Raw genomic sequence first — 20,396 nt, 5'->3', positions numbered from 1 at the left:
ATTGTTGAGAGCGCCAAAAGTGCGCTCCAGTGCCATTCAGTATTGCAGTCCCTGCGCAGGCTGCAAGATAACCGACTGTTATCAGTGCGTCAGACTCCTCATCATCACGTGCATATGAGGAAACGGTCGGAACGAAAATCGCATGCTTTCGGTTCAGCTTCTATACTGATAGGCAGTTCAACGTGGAGGACTGAATGAGCTGCAAAGCCCTGGAGATCACCAAAACTCAGGACAACTCACTGCGCCGGGTCGGATTCGAGCTCGAATTTTCCGGTTTGACACTTGAGCAGACGACCGATGCCGTGCAATCGGCGCTCGGTGGTGAAGCACAAGAAACAACCGTCGCCGAGCGTCGTGTCCGTAACGAGCAATTGGGTGATTTCAACATCGAACTCGACTGGGACTTTCTGAAGCGGCAAGCAAAAAAATCAGCGGATGAAGATGACCCCGGCGAATGGTTGAAACATCTTGGTGAAGCGGCCCGTTTGCTGGTGCCGATTGAAGTGGTATGCCCGCCGATTCCGAACGACCGCATTGAGTCATTGGCCCCGATGATTGAAGCACTCCGTAAAGCCGGAGCGGTTGGCACCGAAGATTCACTGATCGCCGCTTACGGCCTGCACATCAACACCGAAGCGCCCTCACTCGCTGCCGAGGTGCTGCACCGCTACCTGCGGGCGTTCGGCCTGTTGCAGTGGTGGCTCGTTGATGCCCATCAGATCAATATTTCACGAAAAATATCCCCGTATATCGACCTGTATCCGGAGGATTATCTGGTGCGCCTGCTGAATCAGGATGAGGTTGATATCGATGATATTTTTGATGACTACCTGACTTACAACGCCAGCCGGAATCGTGCGCTCGATCTGCTGCCATTGTTGGCCGAGCTCGATGAAGATCGGGTCAGAAAAGCCATCGATGATCCCAAAATTAAAGCCAGGCCGGCTTTTCACTACCGGTTGCCCGACTGTCATATCGAGCGCTCGGACTGGTCGTACTGTGAAGGCTGGAACACCTGGTGGCTGGTGGAAAAACTCGCGCAGGACGAGAAAAAGCTCAATCAACTCGGCGACGCTTTTTTGAATCGTGAATTGCCAATCATCGGCGTTAACCGTAATGACTGGACTGAATATCTGGACCAATGGCTAAAAGACCAAGAGTGGGGGTAACCGGCAACGGCAGGCGCTGGGCACCCAGTTGGTGGTGTACAGCGCTGGCTTTGCGTCTGGTCGGAGCCATTCCGGAGCGGATCAGCGTCGTGCATCCGCCGAGCGGAAAGAAGCTCGATGCGCTGATCATTGGCGGCGGCAACGACATCAGCCCAGAGCATTACAAGGGGCAAATCGACGAGAAAGTTAAACTCGACCCGGAACGCGACCGCCTGGAAATCGAGTGGATTAAAAAAGCACTCGATGAAAACAAACCCTTGCTTGGCATTTGCCGTGGCGCGCAGCTGATCAATGTTGTGCTCGGCGGCAGCTTGCACCAGGATATTCGCGAAATCCGGAAGTTTACCTATAACCGTCCAGGTTTATTGCCGACCAAGCAAGTTAAACTGGAGAAAACCAGCAAGCTGGCCGACATCTGCGGTACGCCTAGCGTGCGGGTCAACAGCCTGCACCATCAGGCCATCAAGGATGCCGGGCGCGGCATTCATATCGTCGGCCGCGATCTCGATGAGATTGTGCAGGCCTTTGAGGCCGACGATCAGCGTTTGATGTTTGGTGTGCAGTGGCATCCGGAGTATTTATTGTATTTACCGTCGCAGCTGTCGATTTTTCGGTGGTTGGTGCAGCATATTTAGTTTCTGTCTGGCATTCGGGCTGCGTCGGCTTTTTGTCCGAATAAATTCGGGCCTACTGCTTTCTGTCCGAATGAATTCGAGCCTACTGTAGGTGCGTATATGGACTCCTCCCCTATTGCAAGCCATCGTCGAAAGCGACAAAGGAATGAGACTGCAAACGTATATCCGACCTGTTGGTGAGCGCATCAATCGCTCTGGCCATAATGGTTTTCGCTCACACCGTGCCTATCGAATTCGCGGCCTTTCCTGTTCAGGAGGCCGTCGCACCTAGCGGCATCATGGTGTGCCGGTCTTACCGTTGTGCCATTCTCGATGACTTGGCAATCTCTGGTGGGTTCACTCCTTTTGCTTAGTTGCTGTTCCGGTAACATTCGCCTTTGCTTAACAACGCCCAGATGATGCGCGCGTTTTTGTTGGCCACGGCGACGGTGGTGACATTGGTATCGCGTCTTGCCTCCAATGCCTGGATGTTCAGGCTGCGTGCATCGTGTTTTTTTCGGCTGGCATTTACCGCCGCTCGGGCGCCGTGAATCAGCAAGGTTCGCAGTAATGGATTTCCGCGCTTGCTGATACGTCCCAGACGCTCTTTGCCTCCGCTCGAATGTTGCGTTGGCACCAAGCCCAAATACGCGGCAAATTGTCGCCCGCTGCGAAATTGTTTGGCATCACCCACTTGCGCAACTAATGCCGAAGCATTGATGGGGCCAATGCCTTCGATGGCCAGCAGTCGCTGAATCCGTTCATCGTTTTTCACGCAAGCCAGCACCTGCTTGGTCAGGGCATCGAGTTGTGCACTCATGAACGTCAGCTCGTCATAAAGCTGACGCAACAGTTGCCGCATCAACGGACACAGCTCATTGCGCGGTTCGTCGATAATCGCCGGCAACTGACGACACAATGCCGTGGCGCCATGCGTCGAGATGACAATGCCGTGCTCAGCCAATAACCCTTTGGTTTCGTTGATGAGGCGGTACGGGCACGGGTTACTCGTTGACGCACCCGATGTAAGGCTTGCAGTGCCAGTTGCTCCGGTGGCTTGACCGTGACAAAGCGCATCGTCGGTCGTGACAGCGCTTCACAAATCGCTTCGGCGTCATTGGCATCGTTCTTATTGGATTTGACATAGGGTTTGACGAACTGCGGCGGCATCAGCTTGACCACATGGCCCAGGCTCGTCAGCCGGCGTGCCCAGTAATGCGCACCCGCACAGGCTTCCATACCAATCAGCGTCGGGGCCAGCTTGGCGAAGAACGGCAGCATCTGTTGACGGCTGAGGCGTTTGTTCATCACTGGTTTGTCGTGGTCATTGACCGCATGAAGTTGGAAAACCTGCTTTGCCAGGTCGATTCCGATGCGCTTAATATTCATAACGGACTCCTTCCTTCTGTGACTGACATGACTCGTCAATCTCAGTCTGGCACTTCGATGCCGTGGATGGGAGGAGTCCATACCATCAAATTTATCCGGACACATAAAAAAATCCCCCTCCGGAAGGCGGTGGAGAGGGTTGGGGTTAACGACGGTCAGCGTCGCTTGAATGGTTGATCAACGGCTCGCGGTTTCGCGGCGGTCAATTTTCAGTTGCTCGGTTTTCACGTCCTTGACACCGCGAATGCCTTCGGCAATCTCTTCCGCCAAGTCACGCTCGGCAGAGCTTTCAACGGTACCAGCCAGCGTCACCACACCGTTCTTGGTGTCGACATTGATATCGGTGCCGTCAACATTACGGGTGTACATCAGCGAGGATTTCACTTTGGTGGTGATCCATGCATCGCTGACGGCTTCACCGGCTTCATCGGCCGTCTCGGCGACTTTGTCGCCCATCGTGGCGTTCGCCGCTTTTACTTTCAATTTGTTCTCGACATCGCGAACACCATCGGTATTCTCAGCAAGGCGCTCGGCCAGCTCTTTCTCGGCGCTGTTGTTGACGGTACCGCTCAAGGTGACCACACCATTCATGGTATCGACATTGATGTCCATGCCATCGGTATTGCCGTTCCACAGCAGCATTGACTTAACGCTCGCGGTAGTGGTGGCATCGCTGATGGCATCACCAAAGTCGCGCTCCTTGCTCGCTTTTTTCGTTTTCGGTTTATAGTCTTCATTGACTTTAATGTTGTTCTTCACCGACTTGACGCCTTCAACACCGAGCGCAACTTGTTCAGCCAAGTCCTTATCAATGGACTCTTCCACCTCACCGGACAACATCACGGTGTTACCGTCTACTTCGACATCAAACTCGAACGGATTCAAATGACGGTTCAAGGCGTAGGTGGCGACAATTTGACCTTCAATACGCGCTTCTGAAAGTTCCTGCTCCATCGACTTCTTACCAGCCATGGCAGGTGGCATCAGCGCCAACGCGGCAGCGACTGCTGTAACGATTGTCATACGTTGCATATTCATACGATTTCTCCTTTGCTTCCAAAAAATGGGTTTCGCTCAAGTTCACACTCTTGGCTTGCGACCAAACAGCAAAGCCAGTACGAACAGCGCGAGAAAAATGAAAAACAAAATCTTTGCAATTCCGACGGCAGCGCCGGCAATTCCACCGAATCCCAGCACGCCAGCGATCAACGCAATGATTAAAAAGGCAATGGCGTAATAGAGCATGTGACTCTCCTTATGTCTGTCGGCGCACAGCGGCGCCGTTGGACCGTTGCTTTGAACTCAGTAGTGGATATTTCAAATACCGTGCCATCTCCCAATGCACGCGAATCGGCCTGAATCGGCAGTTTTTTCGGGATTTGCCTTGCAATTTGCACGGCCACTGCTTGCATTTCCTGCAAATTGCACGAATCTTCAGAACGGAATTGATTTGCTCGCCAGGAGGCAACATGACTCAACATGCGGAGCGGAAACCGATTCGGGTATTGCTGGTCGATGATGAGCCGGCGATTCGCAAAACCTTTCGTTTCTGTCTGGAAGATGCCGGCTATGAAGTGCTCAGCGCCGCGACACTTGATGAAGCAAAGGTGCTGCTGGAGCAGCAGGTGTTTCAGCTGTGCTTTCTCGATTTGCGCCTCGGCAATGATTCGGGCCTGTCGTTGCTGCCGTTGTTGCAGGCCAACGCACCTTGGGTGCGCACCGTCATCATCACCGCCCACTCGTCAGTCGATTCCGCCGTCAAAGCAATGCGCGCCGGTGCCCATGATTATCTGGTGAAACCGTGCGGACCGGAGCAATTGCTGCATGCAGCAGCGACCCAATCGGAAGCAGCCAAGCTGCGTTCGCGTGTTGATGAACTGGAACGCGATATCGGCGCCGACCACGTAGTCAAATCATTTGGTGAAAGTCCGGCCATGCAACGAGTGATTGAGCAGGCCAAACACGTTGCCGGTACCGATGCCAGCGTATTGGTTCTCGGTGCCAGCGGCACCGGCAAGAATGTGTTGGCGCGGGCGATTCATCACTGGAGTCCGCGTGCCGAACACGCCTTTGCCACCGTCAACTGCCCTTCGTTGAGCGCCGATTTATTGGAACGTGAGTTGTTCGGCCACAAACGCGGTGCCTTTACCGGCGCCCACGAAAGTTCTCTTGGCCGGGTCAATCAGGCGGATGGCGGCACGCTGTTTCTCGATGAGATCGGAGAGTTTCCACTCGCCATGCAACCGAAACTGTTGCGCTTCATTCAGGACAAGGAATACGAACGACTTGGTGACCCGGTTACCCGTACCGCGGATGTCCGGATCATTGCCGCCACCAATCGCGACTTGTCGGCGATGGTCAAGCTAGGAGAATTCCGCGAGGATTTGCTGTACCGGCTGAATGTCATCACGCTGACGATGCCGTCGCTGGCCGAACGTCGGGACGATATTCCGGTGTTCGCCAATGTCTTCCTGCGAGAGTTTCATCAGCGTTATCAGTGTCCGGCCGAACAGTTTCACGACGACGCTTTGCAGGCGCTGCAGGACTATCGTTGGCCCGGCAATATTCGTGAGCTGCGCAATGTCATCGAGCGCGCGGCGATCACCTGTCCGCAAACGGCAATCGCGGCGCATCATTTGCATCTCGGTGAACAGACGCAAGAGAACACGCTGCCGCGTGCCGGCGACAACGTGTCATTGGCTGAGCTGGAAAAAGCCCACATTCTGGCTGTGGTCAACAGCAGCGCAACAGTTGAGGCCGCCGCCAAACAACTTGGTATTGATGCCTCTACGTTGTATCGCAAGCGCAAGCAGTTTGAACAAAGCGGGCAAGTGAAAAACTGAAATGAAAGTTCGTGATCGTCTGCTGCTCAGTTACGGCGCCGTGCTGCTGGTGGCTGTGCTCGGCCTGATTCTCGGGCTGGCGGGTGTACTCGGCATTTCGGTCGTCAACGAACGGGCCGTGCGCGCCAATTTGCAGAGCCTGCAGGCTGCATCCAGCATGCGTGCGATCATCGGCAAACAACAAACCATTCTGCTGGAAAAACTAGCCGACGATGATCCCACTCGCGTCACCGACTTCATGGAGCTGGGCGTTCATTTTCGCGACATGCTGAAGCTGGCGCGCGAACAGGCCAACTCCACAAACGAAACAACGCTGCTCAATGAACTCGGCGGCCGTTACGATGATTTGATGATCAGCATTGTCGGCGATGTCGAAGGCGTAGTCGTCGGCGATGCCGGCCCCGATCAGGTCAAGGCGTTCGAGCGACTGCGCGAGCAGGCGCTGACGCTGTATGAAATGAACATGAGCGAAATTGAAACGGCCAGCGCCAACGCCCTGTTTCGCTTTCGGATCATTGCCGGGTTGATGGCGTTGACGGCGCTGGCGACGTTTATCATCGGCGTGCTGGTTTCCCGTCGCTTGGCGTTGGCACTCAGCGAACCACTCGAGCATTTGTCGCATGCCGCTACCCAGGTCGCTGGCGGTGAATTCGACACCCGGGTCACACTCGGAGACATCGATGAGCTGAATACCTTGGCGAAACAATTCAACACGATGACTCAGGCATTGCAACAGTTTCACGCGTTGAATATCGGATCGATTTTGCGCGAACAAAAGCGCAATGAAGCGGTGCTGAACAGCATTGATGAAGGCTTGATTATCGGCAACGGCAATGGCCGTATTGAGCAATTGAATCCGGTGGCAGCCTTGCAACTGGGTTGCAGCATGAACGCGGCGATTGGCAGTTCGATTACTGCGTTGCTGCCGGCATCCCAGCTTGCCGAACAGATTCAGGCAGTGCTCGACCCCACGCAAGAAGAGGCGCAGGCAGGCGAGTTGTCGATTGGCGAGGGTGACGGCGCCCGCACCTTGTCGTATTCGCTCAGTCGGGTCATGGCCGGTGAACTGATGGGCTGGGTGCTGGTGTTGCGTGACATCACCAATCAGCGCGTATTTGAGCGCCTGCGTACCGAGTTTGTACTACGCGCTTCGCATGAACTGCGGACACCACTGACCGGTATGCGCATGGCCATTGAGCTGCTGCAAAAACAGGCGCCATTTGATCCCACATCGCGCCCGGCAGAGTTGCTGGCAACGTTGCACGAAGAAATGCAGCGAATGCAAAAATTGGTGACCGATTTGCTTGACTTGTCACGACTGTACGCCAAAAGCCTGGAGCTGGATTTGGCGCCGGTTGAACTCGGTGACCTGCTGAGCTCGGCCTGCCAGCGTTTCGCGGCCAACGCCGAAGCACAGAACGTGCAACTGCATTGCGACATCGAAGCCGCCCCCGTGACACATAAACTGGATCGTGTCCGCTTTGAGCGCATGCTCGATAATCTGATCAGCAATGCCTTACGACACACGCCCGCCGGCGGCGAAATTCGCTTGGACTTGCGCACACGACACGATCAATTGCAAATCAGCGTCAGCGACACCGGTGATGGTATTCCTTTGCACGTGCAGCAGCGCGTTTTCGAACCGTTTTTTCAGGTCGGCGCCAATCAGGGTGGCAGCGGTCTGGGCTTGGCGATGTGCAAGGAAATTGTCGAGCAACATCACGGCAGCATCCGGCTGCGTTCCACACCGGGCCAAGGCGCCCGCTTTATCATCGAATTACCGCGCTAAGCTCAGCAGCTCCTCCAATGGTTGCTGTTGCCCGGCGAGCAAATCCTCCAGTGTGTATTCATCAAGCGTGCTGACAAACGCTCGTAAGGCACGACCAAATACCCGCTTCAGGGTGCAGGCTGGCGTGATGCAACAGCTTTTCGCGTCGGCAAAACAATCAACCAGCGCAAGGTCGGTTTCGATATCGCGAAATAATTTGCCGATATTGATTTCTGCCGGCGGCCGGCTCAGCTTGACGCCACCGCCGCTGCCGCGCACAGCAATCAAATAGCCTTTCTGACTCAGTTGCTGCACCACCTTCATCAGGTGGTTTTTCGAGATCTGATAGTGATCGGCAATGTCCTGAATGGTGGTCAGCTGCTCGCCCTTCAGTGCCACCAGCATCAACACGCGCAAGGCGTAATCGGTGAAGCGGGTGATATGCATGGCCTGCCCTCATTTCTAGTGTACTGCGTCGCCCTTGGCGGCACTTTCAGCGAGTCGCTGGCCCGGCCGATGGCTCCGGACGTCAAACGGATAATAGATGCATTATTGATGCATTTTTATTGATATCGATCAAACCCTCATTTATTGATGCATTTACGATGCATCAATCAAGACGCCAGCGCGCGCTTGCCGCCATTTCAACGTCAGACGAGGGCAAAACCATGAACCTGCAACAGATGAGCCTGGGCGAAATCGCCCGCCAAATCCCCGGGGCTACCGCCCTGTTCCATCGTCACAAGCTGGATTTCTGCTGCGGTGGCCAGCAAAGCCTGCTTGAGGCCGCCGAAGGTCGTGGCCTGTCAGCCGAGGCGCTGGCTGGCGAGCTGCGGGCGCTGAACCCGGCAAGCCATGACACCGACTGGAGCACGAAGAACGACCGCGAGCTGATCGAACACATCCTGAGTCGCTATCACGAACTGCACCGCCTGCAATTGCCGGAGCTGATTCGGCTTTCCAGCCGGGTGGAAAAAGTCCATCGCGATCATCCGCAATGCCCGACCGGTCTTGCCGCCCATCTGGAGCAGATGGAACAGGAACTGGCCGAACACATGGCCAAGGAAGAAGACATCCTGTTTCCGATGCTGATGCGCGGTGCCTACCAGATGGTGCATGGGCCAATCATGGTCATGCGCCACGAGCATGACGACCACGGCCTGGCGCTGGCGCAAATGGAGCAATTGGCGCACGGCTTTGTGCTGCCGGACGACGCCTGCAACACCTGGCGCGCGCTCTACCTTGGCTTGCAAACGCTGGTCACCGATTTGATGGATCACATCCACCTGGAAAACAACATTTTGTTCCATCGCGTTGAATACGCGGCCTGAAGCGAGGTGCATCATGGGCCAATACAAAAAACTCTGGTTTAGCTTGATCGCCGTGCTGGCGATCACCTTTGGCATGCTCGGTTATTTCGGGCGGGAAGTGTATCGTGCGGCACCGCCGATTCCGGATCGCGTCGTCACCGAAAACGGCCGCGAACTGATGACCGATGCCTCGATTCTCGATGGCCAAACCGCCTGGCAATCGGTCGGCGGCATGCAGCTCGGCTCGATCTGGGGTCATGGTGCTTATCAGGCGCCGGACTGGAGCGCCGACTGGTTGCATCGCGAATTGCTGAACTGGCTGGAGCTCGCCGCCGAGGACGAATTCCAGCAATCGTTCGAGGCGCTGAACGATGAACAGCAAGCGTTGCTGAAAATTCGTTTGAAAAAAGCGTATCGCGAAAACACCTATCTCGCTGATCGAAAAATTCTGACCATCAGCGAGCGCCGAGCCCGCGCCTTCGAACTGACCGCCGACTATTATCACCGGCTGTTTTCCGATGCCCCGGAACTGCAAAAAACCCGGCAAGCCTACGCGATGAAAGAAGCGACACTACCGAGTGCCGAGCGACGTGAAAAGCTGACGCACTTTTTCTTCTGGACATCCTGGGTCGCCTCCACCGAACGCACGCCCGATGGCGCCACCTACACCAATAACTGGCCACACGAGCCGCTGATTGGCAACGTGCCAACTGCCGAGAATGTCATTTGGTCAGTGGTCAGCGTCATTCTGCTGATTGCCGGTGTTGGCGGCCTGATCTGGACCTGGGCGTTCATGCAAAAGCATGACGAAGAAGAACCGCAAGCACCGAAAGCCGACCCGATCACGACGTTCGCCTTGACCGCTTCGCAAAAAGCGCTCGGCAAATATTTGTTCGTTGTCGTCGCGCTGTTTGTCTTTCAGGTTTTGCTCGGCGGCTTCACCGCGCACTACACCGTAGAAGGCCAAGGTTTTTACGGCATCGAAACCTCGAAATGGTTGCCGTATTCGCTGACGCGTACCTGGCATATTCAATCGGCCTTGTTCTGGATTGCCACCGGCTTTTTGGCGGCAGGATTGTTTCTGGCGCCGATCATCAACGGCGGCAAAGATCCGAAATACCAAAAGCTTGGTGTCGACATTTTGTTCTGGGCCCTGATTGCTGTCGTCGTCGGTTCATTCGTCGGCAACTATCTGGCGATTGCCCAAATCATGCCGGCCGAATGGAATTTCTGGTTGGGTCATCAAGGTTATGAATACGTCGACCTGGGCCGGCTCTGGCAGATCGGCAAATTCACCGGCATCGTGTTCTGGTTGGTGCTGATGCTGCGCGCGATTGTGCCGGCGTTCAAACAACCGGGTGACAAAAATCTGCTGGCCCTGCTCAGTGCCTCCGTGATTGCGATTGGCCTGTTCTACGGCGCTGGTTTTGCCTACGGCGAACGCACTCACATTTCAATCATGGAGTATTGGCGCTGGTGGATTGTCCACCTCTGGGTCGAAGGATTCTTTGAAGTATTCGCGACTGCCGCGCTGGCGTTCATTTTCTGCAGCATGGGTCTGGTATCGAAGAAAATGGCGACCGTCGCTGCGCTTGGTTCCGCTTCGCTGTTCATGCTAGGCGGTGTGCCCGGCACGTTCCACCACCTGTATTTCTCCGGCACCACCACGCCGGTGATGGCCGTTGGTGCCACATTCAGCGCACTGGAAGTGGTCCCGCTGGTCGTGCTCGGTTATGAGGCCTGGGAACACTGGCGCCTGAAGCAGCGCGCACCGTGGATGCAGAACGTCAAATGGCCGCTGTATTTCTTCATCGCTGTCGCATTCTGGAACATGCTCGGTGCGGGTGTGCTCGGCTTCATGATCAACCCACCGGTATCGCTGTATTACGTGCAAGGTTTGAACACGACACCCACCCATGGTCACGCGGCGCTGTTCGGTGTCTACGGCTTCCTGGCGCTCGGCTTCTGCCTGCTGATTCTGCGCTACATCCGTCCGCGCATGGCTTTCGATGAGAAGCTGATGAAAACCGCGTTCTGGTGGTTGAACGGCGGTCTGGTATTGATGTTGTTCACCAGCCTGCTGCCGATTGGTTTCCTGCAGTTTGCCGCCAGCGCCTCCGAAGGCCTGTGGTATGCGCGCAGCGAAGCGTTCATGCAATCCGGCCTGCTGCCAACCTTGCGTTGGGTGCGCACGATTGGTGATGTGGTGTTCATCGTCGGTGCCTGTGCGGTGGCTTGGCAAGTCGTCAAAGGCTTGTTCTACCGCGACGAAACCGCCGAAGAAACGCTGGATCTGACCAGCGGCGAAACCCAACCTGTCGGCAAGCCAGCACTGGCCAATGTGATCGCCCGCGAACAAACCGCAAAATAACAACAACCATCGTTGAAGCCTTTGCCCGCCGCGAAACCGGCGGGCTTTTTTCATCTGCTTTTTTGTACTTAATAAACTTTTAAGTTTCCTGCAGCGGGAAATTAGCAATCGCCAGTGATCGCCATCGCTACCATGGGCACCGTGAAGCAACCGGCATTTCCCGACCGGCTACGCACCGGGCTGCGTCCCCAACAGCCCGCTTTTTTTCTGCATGGAGAAGCACATGTTCAAGCGTGTATTGACGCTCGCGATCCTCGGCTCTTTGATGCTACCGATTAATACCGTCCTGGCCGATTGCGCCGGCCTATCGGCCTCAGCGGTCGAAAAACGTCATCAGCAAGGCCTCAATTATTTGCGCAATGCCCAGGACTGGCAGGCGCTGAAAACCTTCGATCAAGCACTGGCCGAAGCCTGTGATCGCAACACCGAAACCTTGATGCAAATCGCGCGTCGGGCCGCCTCACTCGGCGAGCAATACGGCCGGCGTTTCGCCCAGCAGAAACAGTTTTACGATACGGTAATGCCGCAACAAAGCGCGTTTCATTGGTATGAAATGGGTGGTCAGTTTGCCCTGGCCGATCAGGTGCTGATTGAAGCGCTGAACAAAACGCCAAACGACCGGGCCTTGTCCGAATTGGCACAAACCCATTTTTCCCATCGCGCGCTGCCGTCATTTCACAGTAATGAAGCCGAACGGCTGAGCGTGACCGGCGCCTATCGGCTCGACGCAAAGCATCTGCCGTTTGTCCACAGCAATCAGTCTGAGCAATTCCAGCGCCTGCTGGCGGCCGCCGATAGCGCCGTCAATGCCTCGTATTTGCGCGCCAGTGCCGACATGGAACTGAAACCATTTTTGCTGCGCGCCGGCGATATCAGTGCAGCAATGGCCCTGCAGCAGGAGATGCTGACGTTTCAACAGCGCTGGCCCAATGATGGCTTGAGAAACGCTGAACGCAGCTTTAGCGAAGCCCATAGCTGGTTACAGCAAATTTATGATGAATCCCAGCGCAACGCGCTGGAGACACAACGCAACGCCAGCCTGAAAGCACTGGCTGCACGCCTGCAAAAAACCGAGCCGCGTTCACCGAAACTGCAGCAAGCCGCGATCGATTTTTACCGAATGGCCGGCGACGAAGCCAGCGCCGAAAACGTGCAAGCCCAAGCCAACCAGCAAGCGGCCAGCGAGCAAAACGCCCAACACTATCGCCTGGCTGCCGAGCTGTATCGTGTTGCGCAAAATGAAACGCAAGCGGACATTGCCCAGCAACTGGCCGAGCAGCAAATGCAATCCGCGGCAACGATGCCAAGTGCCGAGCAGATGCAGCAATTGCAACAGCAATACATGAATCCGGAGACGGTCAAGGCGTTGCAAGCGCAAGCACTGGAACTGCAAAAACAAATGCAAGCACAGAGCAATGAGTCCGAGTAATAAGCTTTTCCCTGGAGCAGCGTGATGACCACCCCGAGCTATAACATTTACACGTTCATCCACAAATACCTGCGTCAGCAATTATGCCGCTCGCTGCTGGCGATTGGCACAATTGATGACAGCGATGAACAGCAGGTAAACGCCCAACTCAATGATCTCGCTTCATTGCTGAAGTTCTGTCAAGTACATCTGGAGCATGAGAACCGCTTTGTTCATGGCGCGATCATGACGCGTAATCCGCACCTGTACCTGACCACCGAAGCCGATCACAAGGAACACGAAGTACAAATTCAGAAATTGCTGCAAGACACGCAACGCGTGCACCAGTCTGCAGGGGCTAGACGCAGCCAGTTATTGCACCAGCTGTACACCGATCTGGCGCTATTCGTCGCGGAAAATCTCGACCATATGCACACCGAGGAAACCCACAACGCGCAAGTGCTGGCCGATCTGTTCACGGAATCGGAGATTCATCATATCCACGAGAACATCATCGCCGCCTTGTCGCCAGCGGAGCGCATGCAAATCACCGTGGACATGCTCACCACATTGATGCATTCCGAGCGCTTGATGTTGTTGCGGGAAATGCAACAGCACATGCCAGATCCGGTTTTCGAAGGCGTGATCGGTAAACTGGCCGGCAAGCTGCCGCCACTGTATTTCAGCAAACTCCGTCAGGCACTGACCAATACTCCGGCACCGGAACCTGCCCCTGCCACCGCTTGATGCGCTGCATCAGGATTGGCATCACAAACGGACTGAAAGGACAAAGAAACTCTTTCACACGCATTTTGTTACCGCGCACTGGATTCCGCTTGTTAAAAATCTGGACGATAATAGCGTCAGACTCACCTAATCGGATTCATTATGAGTTCGTCTGATTCTGGCGCTCTGATGGAGCAGGAGCTGGTCGACTTTTTGACAAGTCATCTCGCCATACATGTGGCAGCCTGCACTCCTCAGCGGCATTCGACGCTGGTCAAAGCGCCGGGCTGCCGGATCAATGCGGCGCGCACCCAAATCACGGTTCTGGTTCCGCGTTACCAGAGCGAGGCACTGTTACGCGCCGTCGAAACTACCGGCAAGGTGGCCGTCGTATTTTGCCAACCGGAGACCCATCGCACCATTCAACTGAAAGGCACGGATGCGGTCATTGGCGAAGCCACCGATGCCGACCGCAACATGCTCGGTCCATACCTGAAAAAACTCAGCGAACGACTTGCGTACTACGCAGTGTCCGAGGTTTACACTCACACGCTTTACGGTTGCGATCCCAATGAGCTGGTCACGATAACGTTTACACCGGACTCGGCGTTCCGACAAACACCAGGACAACACGCAGGTGACAAGATGAAGCTCGGAGCGCCATTACCATGATCTACACACCAACGCTGGAGTCGATTCGACTTTGTCTCGAGGGCATCATCCCCTCGGCACTGGCGACCAGCGATCATCAGGGTATGCCAAATGTCACCTACGTGTCACAGGCAATGTATGTCGATTGCCAGCACATCGCCTTGACCTTCCAGTTTTTCAACAAAACGCGCGAGAACATTCTGGCCAACCCGATTGCCACCCTGCTGACCATGGACCCGGTCACTGCAGCACGCTACCGGTTGGTGCTGCAATATTTACGCACCGAAACCTCCGGCCCACAATTCGAAAAAATGCGCGCGAAACTGGCTGGTATCGCTTCTTATGAAGGGATGGTAGGCGTGTTCAAACTGCGCGGCGCCGACATTTACCGGGTACTGTCGATTGAGCACCTGCCTGGTCGCGAATTGATGGCGATGCCCAACAATCCGGCGCTTCTGCCGGCATTGCGTCGTACCGTTGATAGTCTCGGCCGTTATCACTCACTGGAAAATCTGGTCGACACCATGCTCGACTCGCTCGACCGACACTTCAATATCCGCAATTCCATGCTGCTGATGGCCGATCCAACGGCACAGAAGTTGTACACACTGGCTAGCCGCGGTTACGACCGTTCAGGCATTGGCTCGGAAATTCCGTTCGGGGTTGGCGTTATCGGGGTTGCCGCGAAAGAACGCGTGCCGATACGGATCATGTATTTCGCGGCAGAATACGCCTATACAAAAGCCGTTCGTGAACAGCTGATCGACGATGGCCGCGCCGACAAACTTGAAGATCGCATACCGTTGCCTGGACTTTCGGAACCGGGCAGCCAGCTCGCCGTTCCCATCCTTGCCAATGGGCACCTGCAGGCCGTGCTGTATGTGGAAAGTGATCAGGCCTGTCGTTTCAATTACGACGACGAGGATGCGCTGGTCGCGATTTGCGCGCAGGTGGGTGAGGCCATGCAAAGCCTGCAATCGCAACCACCAGCTGAAGTTTGCCATTCACCAGGCCTCTGTCCAACTCCACAAGGCACGGCTATTCGGGTCAAGTACTTCCTGACCGATCACAGCGTATTTCTTGACGAAGAATACCTGATCAAAGGCGTGGCCGGCGCCATTCTTTGGCGCTTACTGAATCAGTTCAAACACGAGGGTCGTATCGAATTTACCACGCGCGAACTGCGCCTCGACAACGCCATCCCGTTACCGGATGTCAGCGACAATCTCGATGCACGTTTGCTGCTCTTGTCGCGCCGCTTGAAAGAACGCAGCGATTACCTGTTTATCGAAAAGGCGGGGCGCGGGCGTATCAAACTGGTCATGCATAGACCAGTGGAGTTACAAGTCGGCGCCTAGCCCATCTTTCACGGCTTCAATTGCTATGCTGTGTTTATGACTGCTACCGCCCTTTCACCTAATCGCATCGTACCGCTTGCCCTATCTCTGCTATTTAGTCAGTGCGGCTTTCCTGAAACCTCCCATTCCTACTTTCTCAGCGTCCATCAACTCGCCAGCGAACTCGACATCGGAAACCAGAACGAAAGCTACCGTGAAACCCGCTGGCGCATTGGTGCCGGCGAACAACAAACACCGCGATGGCAATTCCAACACGATTATCGGATTTTTGAACTACCATCCGTCGATGGCGTCGTCGCCGCCAGTAACGGTCATCTGCATGCGCTCAGTTGGCAATGGCATTTTGCACTGGAAAACTGGCAAGTCACACTGACACCTACTCTCGCCACCTCATCGAACGCCCTGCGTCATCTCAAAGAAGTAGAACTCGATGACTGGCAAGCCAACTTCGCATTGCTTTATCCGTATAAACACATGAAGTTCGGCATAGCCGCTGGCAGTCAGTTTGGCCGTTACCGCCCCCACCCCGTTTGGCAATGGCACCTACACCATAACGATTGGTCAGTAACGCTTGGCTTTCCGGAAAACGCCGTTCGTTGGTCGCTAAACGAGTTCTGGCAATGGCATCTGCGATTGTTCCCTGATGGCGGACAATGGCGTGTGCGCGATGAACAGCTGACGATAACCAGCGACTTGGAACAGCGCCGTTGGCGCCTCGAACTGGGTTTGACATGGCAGTGGGAAAACATCGAGATTGGCGGACATATTATCCGCCACATGGAACAGCGCTGGCGTTATCGGTTGATGGATAACCGCATCAATGAAATTGATATTCCGGATAGTACGGCTTTGGCCGTCGAGTTTAACTGGGGGTTCTAGAAAAAGCGCTTTTTCCGATGCGGACCGCCGAGCTCATTGCTTGTTGGGCTCCGCGGGGCGCTGGCCAACCTACCACACTGGGAGATAGTGTGAGATACCGCTTGGCGAGTTTACGAAATGCGTTGGTTAGGTCAATCGAAATCTGAAAGCTATAGGTTGGGTAGTCGGCTTTCAGAGCTAATTGTCTTTAGCTGATTTCAGGGCAGTCGATACCTTAGCCTAGCTTGACTGGACATTGGGAGAGGAACTGGTCTCAACCAGAGTGCTGCTTGTTGTTGCTGTCCACACTCGATTTATCGCTGATGGTTGCCGTGGCACTGTCGAACGCATCGCTCAGTGCCTTTGCCGATACTTTCTCCGCTTCGTGCTGCTGTTTACGAACGGACTTGATCAGTTGCTGTAACTTGCGGCGCAAAGTCAGATCATCTCCGGCTTTCTGCATTTCTTGCTGCAGCAACTCGGTTGCGCGATCGAAGTATTGATAAGTGGTGTAGGTATCGATTGCCGCCTGAATTTGCTTTAACTGCAGCAGGCGTCGTTCCGCCGCGGTTGTGGCCGTCACGTCTACCGGCTTCGGTTCTATGGTTTCAGGTAATGGCAGCGATTCGCTCAATACGTGTTGGTGCTGAACGCGGGCCGTGGCGAAACGTCGCCGTTCAGCTCGCCGCTCAGACCAGGTCCAGAACAAGGCACTCAAACCACCCAGCGCGGCAATGGCGGTCAAGGTCCAGATGACATCGCGCCAGGATCGCTCATCAACGTTGGCAACAGACGGGGTGACCGTGTTGGTTGGCGAAGCTTTGGCAAGCGTATCGTTGATGACCACGCGCACCGGAGTGGGCAGAGGGTTTTCCGGGCGCGAGACATTGAATTCAGGCACGCGTTGAGGGCTGAGTAAGGCGGTTTGACGCGCATCCATTGCCTGTAATTTCGCTTCCAATGCTTGCAGTCGCTCGGCGTTTGCTTGCAGCTGATTTTTCAGTTCGGCGTTTTGTGCCCGTATCTGTTCCAGTTTGGCGTGATCGACTGGCGGTTCTTCGACGAGCGCAGGCGTCGGCGCTGGTGTTTGTAATGCCGCGACCATCGCACCGCGCGGCCGCTGAAGCAAAGTCTGCCATTCGTTTCTGGCGATTTGACGCACCTGCTCTGCAGTCGGGAGTTGCAATGCGATGGCCATTTTCAGCCGATTCGGATCATTGCCGATAAAAGCATCCGGGTTCTGCCGAAACAAGGCAACGGCCCATTGTTGCCAGTGTGAATCAGAACCTTTAGCCAGACGTTGTGCGATAACCGATAAACTATCGCCGCGTGCGGTCAAACCGTTGGAGGAATTGGTATAAGCTGGAGCCGGCGCACTTGGTGCGATGCGTATCGCGGTGTCGGTTGCTGAGGTTGTTGAAACAGCGGCACTGGTGCGCAGCGGTGTGCCCGGAAGATCCAGCAACAAGGCGTATTCGCGAACATAGCGCGTGCTGCCCTGCTCGGCGACCAACACCAATTGCAACAATGGTTCGCGGATCGGCACCCGACTGCTCAACTGCAACACCGCGCCATCGCCACGCGGCAAGATTTGCACGCGAATGTCATTCAGCGCGGGCACGCGATCCAGCCCAAGCGCTGCAAAATCGCCGTGCTGACCGAGGCTGGCTCGCAGTTCATGCAACTCAGCGTTGCCAACACCGAGCAGCGGAATTTCCGCCTGCAAGGTTTCGTTCAAATGGGATTGTAATTCGAGGTCGCCAAGTCCGACGGCAAAGCTGGTCGGTGACAACAGGACGCCCAGGATCAGGGCGGTTAACTTCATTCGTGGCTGCGCCATAACACATCATCCTTCGTGCCGTACAACAAGCGGAGGAGCACAAAGGAAGTATGGAGGGTATTGCCGCTTTTGCCAAAGCGGCGCTGAGCCCATGCGAATGTCAAACTACGGTTGCCACGCTGGCACGGCAGCACAAGCATGGTCATCCATCACGCAGCAGCGTTTGCGAGAAAAGCCTGCAAATTTCGTGGTATTGCGCGAGAAAGCCGGTTAGCGGAGAAATGCTAACCGGTACGTTATATAGAAACGAATGGCGATATTTAGAGTATTGCTTAGCTCAAAAACATCTTTACCGTCGTTAACCGCTCAGTGGTTTGCCGTTCAAAGATGCGGTTGTGCCCGTTGCATGATGGCCTGGCTCTGAGATTGATTCAGCAAGGAACCGTAGTTAAAAGCGGACTGCCCTTCAACTCGTGCGGCGACGAAGGCATCGCTGATCAACGACTCACCGGATTGCATCAGCGTCGCTGCTTGCAGCAGCACGGCCAGTTTATCGACAACAAAGCGTGAGTTGGCTTCGATGCTGGTGGGGTCTTTCAGCAGCTTTTGCAGTTGCAGGAATTGTTGATCGAAGGCAACCGATTGGCCACGCACCAGATTAAGTTCGTTGAACAACACCTCGACCGCGGCTGGCGATTTATCCGTGGCGCGTAATACGTCCAAACACTGCACATTACCCGAGCCCTCCCAAATCGCATTGACTGGCGCTTCCCGGTACAGACGCGGTAGTAGATTCTCTTCGACATAACCAACACCGCCGATGCACTCCATCGCCTCATAGGTCAGGTGCGGAGCGCGTTTGCAGATCCAGTATTTACCGATGGCGGTAACCAGCCGCGCGAACAATTGATGGGCTTCGTCTTGCTGCTGATCGAGGCTGTGGGCAAGCCGCATCGTCAACGCCAATGCCGCTTCTGATTCCAGCGCCAGATCGGCGAGCACGTTTTGCATCAGCGGTTGCTTGTGCAGATTTTTGCCAAACACGGAACGGCCAGAAGTGTGATGCGTGGCTTGCGCAACAGCCGCGCGCATCAAACCCGAGGAACCGATCATGCAATCAAAACGCGTCATCGCGACCATATCAATAATGGTGCGTACACCGCGACCTTCTTCACCGAGCATCCAGGCAAATGCGCCACGGTATTCGACTTCCGATGAGGCGTTCGAACAATTGCCGAGTTTGTTTTTCAGGCGCTGTATGTGCATGGCGTTTTTGTTGCCATCTGGTCGCCAGCGCGGCAACAGAAAACAGGACAAACCGCTTTCGGTTTGCGCCAACACCAAAAACGCATCACTCATCGGCGCCGAACAAAACCATTTATGACCGACAATTTCGTAAGCCTCGCCGGGCCCCGCTTCGCCTAACGGATAAGCGCGCGTGGTATTGGCACGGACATCAGAGCCGCCTTGCTTCTCGGTCATCGCCATGCCAATCGTCACACCGTTTTTCTGCGTATAAGGCACGTTGCGTTCGTCGTACTCATCGCTCAAGATTTTCGGCAGCCATTCTGCCGCGACCGATGGCGTGGACTTCAGTGCCGGCACCGCGGCAAAGGTCATCGTGATCGGGCAACAGGTGCCGGCTTCGGCTTGGGTATGCAGGTACATCAAACCGGCGCGGGCGACATGGGCACCGGCGATCGGATGACGCCAAGGGCTAGCGTGTATGCCGGCCCGCACGGCGGCATGCATCAATTCATGGTAAGCCGGGTGAAAGCGCACCAAATCGACACGATGACCAAAGCGGTCATGCGTATCGAATTGCGGTTTGTTTTCATTGGCCAGAAAACCAGCGCGCTGCAGTTCATTGCCACAGCGATCGCCATACGCTCGCAAATTGCTGCTGGCCCAATCGCCACCAAATTTTGTGATCCAAAACTGCAGCGCATTGTCGCTGGTGTAGGCATTGTAGTGCTCCAGCGGTGTCGGCTGATTGAATACTTCATGCGTTTCCGCTTGGGCTTTGTGCGCCAACGAATCGTGTTCTAGTGATCGAGATGGATGGTCCATGTGCGGATTCCCAATGAGATCGATGGTCTTTATCTTCAAGCTAATTGCATTGTGGCGCAACAAGCCGGCAAATCCGTGGCA

The 20,396-nt window shown here is 55.2% G+C and carries 16 protein-coding genes and 1 pseudogene; 11 read left to right on the top strand and 6 right to left on the bottom strand.

Features of this window, described 5'->3' with window-relative positions:
• Positions 1 to 194 precede the first annotated feature (194 nt).
• Together E2H98_RS14050 and E2H98_RS14045 are read left to right on the top strand one after the other, a co-directional pair.
• Complete coding sequence (locus E2H98_RS14050; RefSeq protein WP_133593911.1) at positions 195 to 1,169, top strand: amidoligase family protein; 975 nt, start codon at positions 195 to 197, stop codon at positions 1,167 to 1,169.
• Positions 1,142 to 1,804: a gamma-glutamyl-gamma-aminobutyrate hydrolase family protein gene (locus E2H98_RS14045; RefSeq protein ID WP_133593909.1), complete on the top strand. Its 663-nt coding sequence runs from the start codon at positions 1,142 to 1,144 to the stop codon at positions 1,802 to 1,804. The genes E2H98_RS14050 and E2H98_RS14045 overlap by 28 nt, the downstream gene beginning before the upstream one ends.
• A 349-nt stretch (positions 1,805 to 2,153) precedes the next feature.
• Here E2H98_RS14045 and E2H98_RS14040 read toward each other — a convergent pair.
• The 3 genes and pseudogenes from E2H98_RS14040 to E2H98_RS14030 form a co-directional block, all read right to left on the bottom strand.
• Positions 2,154 to 3,172 (bottom strand): annotated as a pseudogene (locus tag E2H98_RS14040) (IS110 family RNA-guided transposase).
• A gap of 177 nt (positions 3,173 to 3,349) precedes the next feature.
• Entirely contained in the window at positions 3,350 to 4,210 is an 861-nt protein-coding gene (locus E2H98_RS14035) for a BON domain-containing protein (RefSeq protein WP_133593681.1), read from the bottom strand.
• Positions 4,211 to 4,252: 42 nt separating this feature from the next.
• Positions 4,253 to 4,417 (bottom strand): DUF1328 domain-containing protein, encoded by a 165-nt coding sequence (locus tag E2H98_RS14030; protein WP_133593679.1) that lies wholly within the window; start codon positions 4,415 to 4,417, stop codon positions 4,253 to 4,255.
• Positions 4,418 to 4,641: 224 nt separating this feature from the next.
• Between E2H98_RS14030 and E2H98_RS14025 the strand changes: the two genes are divergently transcribed.
• Positions 4,642 to 6,015, top strand: coding sequence for a sigma-54-dependent transcriptional regulator (locus E2H98_RS14025; RefSeq protein WP_133593677.1), 1,374 nt, complete (start codon positions 4,642 to 4,644; stop codon positions 6,013 to 6,015).
• Between the two features lies 1 nt (position 6,016).
• A complete protein-coding gene (locus E2H98_RS14020; RefSeq protein WP_133593675.1) occupies positions 6,017 to 7,804 on the top strand; it encodes a sensor histidine kinase in 1,788 nt (595 codons plus the stop codon).
• Here the strand turns inward: E2H98_RS14020 and E2H98_RS14015 are convergent.
• Positions 7,793 to 8,230, bottom strand: a complete 438-nt coding sequence (locus tag E2H98_RS14015) for an RrF2 family transcriptional regulator (RefSeq protein WP_133593673.1) — start codon at positions 8,228 to 8,230, stop codon at positions 7,793 to 7,795. The genes E2H98_RS14020 and E2H98_RS14015 overlap by 12 nt on opposite strands.
• A gap of 221 nt (positions 8,231 to 8,451) precedes the next feature.
• On the opposite strand from E2H98_RS14015, the gene ytfE reads away from it, so the two are divergent.
• The 7 genes from ytfE to E2H98_RS13980 all read left to right on the top strand — a co-directional run bounded on the left by ytfE (position 8,452) and on the right by E2H98_RS13980 (position 16,486).
• Entirely contained in the window at positions 8,452 to 9,114 is a 663-nt protein-coding gene (ytfE, locus tag E2H98_RS14010; RefSeq protein ID WP_133593671.1) for an iron-sulfur cluster repair protein YtfE, read from the top strand.
• 13 nt (positions 9,115 to 9,127) lie between these two features.
• The gene (locus E2H98_RS14005; protein ID WP_133593669.1) at positions 9,128 to 11,464 is read left to right on the top strand and encodes a nitric-oxide reductase large subunit; all 2,337 of its coding nucleotides are present in this window, start codon (positions 9,128 to 9,130) and stop codon (positions 11,462 to 11,464) included.
• 223 nt (positions 11,465 to 11,687) lie between these two features.
• On the top strand, positions 11,688 to 12,893 hold the full coding sequence (locus E2H98_RS14000) for a hypothetical protein (RefSeq protein WP_133593667.1): 1,206 nt from the start codon (positions 11,688 to 11,690) through the stop codon (positions 12,891 to 12,893).
• A 24-nt stretch (positions 12,894 to 12,917) separates the two neighbouring features.
• Entirely contained in the window at positions 12,918 to 13,619 is a 702-nt protein-coding gene (locus tag E2H98_RS13995) for a hemerythrin domain-containing protein (RefSeq protein ID WP_133593665.1), read from the top strand.
• A gap of 141 nt (positions 13,620 to 13,760) precedes the next feature.
• Positions 13,761 to 14,270 carry a hypothetical protein gene (locus tag E2H98_RS13990; RefSeq protein WP_133593663.1) on the top strand — a complete coding sequence of 170 codons (510 nt, stop codon included), beginning with the start codon at positions 13,761 to 13,763 and terminating at the stop codon, positions 14,268 to 14,270.
• Entirely contained in the window at positions 14,267 to 15,607 is a 1,341-nt protein-coding gene (locus E2H98_RS13985) for a GAF domain-containing protein (protein ID WP_133593661.1), read from the top strand. Before E2H98_RS13990 ends, E2H98_RS13985 begins: the two co-directional genes overlap by 4 nt.
• A gap of 36 nt (positions 15,608 to 15,643) precedes the next feature.
• On the top strand, positions 15,644 to 16,486 hold the full coding sequence (locus tag E2H98_RS13980) for a hypothetical protein (RefSeq protein WP_133593659.1): 843 nt from the start codon (positions 15,644 to 15,646) through the stop codon (positions 16,484 to 16,486).
• 253 nt (positions 16,487 to 16,739) lie between these two features.
• On the opposite strand, the gene E2H98_RS13975 is transcribed toward E2H98_RS13980, so the two are convergent.
• Both E2H98_RS13975 and E2H98_RS13970 read right to left on the bottom strand, forming a co-directional pair.
• A complete protein-coding gene (locus E2H98_RS13975; RefSeq protein ID WP_157591388.1) occupies positions 16,740 to 18,290 on the bottom strand; it encodes a type IV pilus assembly protein FimV in 1,551 nt (516 codons plus the stop codon).
• Positions 18,291 to 18,626: 336 nt separating this feature from the next.
• Positions 18,627 to 20,315: an isovaleryl-CoA dehydrogenase gene (locus tag E2H98_RS13970; protein WP_198325132.1), complete on the bottom strand. Its 1,689-nt coding sequence runs from the start codon at positions 20,313 to 20,315 to the stop codon at positions 18,627 to 18,629.
• Positions 20,316 to 20,396 lie beyond the last annotated feature (81 nt).

Origin of the sequence: Permianibacter aggregans, assembly GCF_009756665.1 — a bacterium.
Taxonomy (GTDB): Bacteria; Pseudomonadota; Gammaproteobacteria; order Enterobacterales; family Permianibacteraceae; genus Permianibacter; species Permianibacter aggregans.
Note: the sequence above shows the minus strand (reverse complement) of the source record. Positions and strands in the feature narration are given on the sequence as shown.

Excerpts from the sequence above, each read along its gene's own strand:
- E2H98_RS14050 (WP_133593911.1), top strand. The coding sequence starts at position 195 with ATGAGCTGCAAAGCCCTGGAGATCACCAAAACTCAGGACAACTCACTG.
- E2H98_RS14045 (WP_133593909.1), top strand. The coding sequence starts at position 1,142 with ATGGCTAAAAGACCAAGAGTGGGGGTAACCGGCAACGGCAGGCGCTGG.
- E2H98_RS14035 (WP_133593681.1), bottom strand. The coding sequence starts at position 4,210 with ATGAATATGCAACGTATGACAATCGTTACAGCAGTCGCTGCCGCGTTG.
- E2H98_RS14030 (WP_133593679.1), bottom strand. The coding sequence starts at position 4,417 with ATGCTCTATTACGCCATTGCCTTTTTAATCATTGCGTTGATCGCTGGC.
- E2H98_RS14025 (WP_133593677.1), top strand. The coding sequence starts at position 4,642 with ATGACTCAACATGCGGAGCGGAAACCGATTCGGGTATTGCTGGTCGAT.
- E2H98_RS14020 (WP_133593675.1), top strand. The coding sequence starts at position 6,017 with ATGAAAGTTCGTGATCGTCTGCTGCTCAGTTACGGCGCCGTGCTGCTG.
- E2H98_RS14015 (WP_133593673.1), bottom strand. The coding sequence starts at position 8,230 with ATGCATATCACCCGCTTCACCGATTACGCCTTGCGCGTGTTGATGCTG.
- ytfE (WP_133593671.1), top strand. The coding sequence starts at position 8,452 with ATGAACCTGCAACAGATGAGCCTGGGCGAAATCGCCCGCCAAATCCCC.
- E2H98_RS14005 (WP_133593669.1), top strand. The coding sequence starts at position 9,128 with ATGGGCCAATACAAAAAACTCTGGTTTAGCTTGATCGCCGTGCTGGCG.
- E2H98_RS14000 (WP_133593667.1), top strand. The coding sequence starts at position 11,688 with ATGTTCAAGCGTGTATTGACGCTCGCGATCCTCGGCTCTTTGATGCTA.
- E2H98_RS13995 (WP_133593665.1), top strand. The coding sequence starts at position 12,918 with ATGACCACCCCGAGCTATAACATTTACACGTTCATCCACAAATACCTG.
- E2H98_RS13990 (WP_133593663.1), top strand. The coding sequence starts at position 13,761 with ATGAGTTCGTCTGATTCTGGCGCTCTGATGGAGCAGGAGCTGGTCGAC.
- E2H98_RS13985 (WP_133593661.1), top strand. The coding sequence starts at position 14,267 with ATGATCTACACACCAACGCTGGAGTCGATTCGACTTTGTCTCGAGGGC.
- E2H98_RS13980 (WP_133593659.1), top strand. The coding sequence starts at position 15,644 with ATGACTGCTACCGCCCTTTCACCTAATCGCATCGTACCGCTTGCCCTA.
- E2H98_RS13975 (WP_157591388.1), bottom strand. The coding sequence starts at position 18,290 with ATGAAGTTAACCGCCCTGATCCTGGGCGTCCTGTTGTCACCGACCAGC.
- E2H98_RS13970 (WP_198325132.1), bottom strand. The coding sequence starts at position 20,315 with ATGGACCATCCATCTCGATCACTAGAACACGATTCGTTGGCGCACAAA.